Genomic DNA, 245 nt, shown 5'->3' with positions numbered 1-245 from the left:
GCTGCTGGCAAGTTTTCACACCTGGCGGGACCGGGCAATCGCGGGCTTGATGCTCCATTGCGGGTTGCGTTCGGCCGAGGTGCTGGCCCTGGACGTCGCGGACGTCGACATCGGCGGCCGGTGGCTGCAGGTGCTCGGCAAGGGGCAGCGGGAACGGCGGGTGCCCCTTGACGCGGACGTGGCTTCAGTCATCCAGGTGTATCTGCTGGCCGAGCGGCCCGAATCTGTCAGTGCACGCCTGTTTC

1 protein-coding gene is annotated in these 245 nt (G+C 67.3%); it reads left to right on the top strand.

Translation table 11 applies throughout. From position 1 onward, the window contains the following. On the top strand, positions 1-245 hold a 245-nt coding region (locus ABFP37_RS22600), incomplete at both ends, for a tyrosine-type recombinase/integrase (RefSeq protein ID WP_347035046.1).

It is taken from the genome of Burkholderia sp. RS01 (assembly GCF_039748055.1).
In the GTDB taxonomy this organism is placed as follows: Bacteria; Actinomycetota; Actinomycetes; order Actinomycetales; family Micrococcaceae; genus Arthrobacter.
Note: the sequence above shows the minus strand (reverse complement) of the source record. Positions and strands in the feature narration are given on the sequence as shown.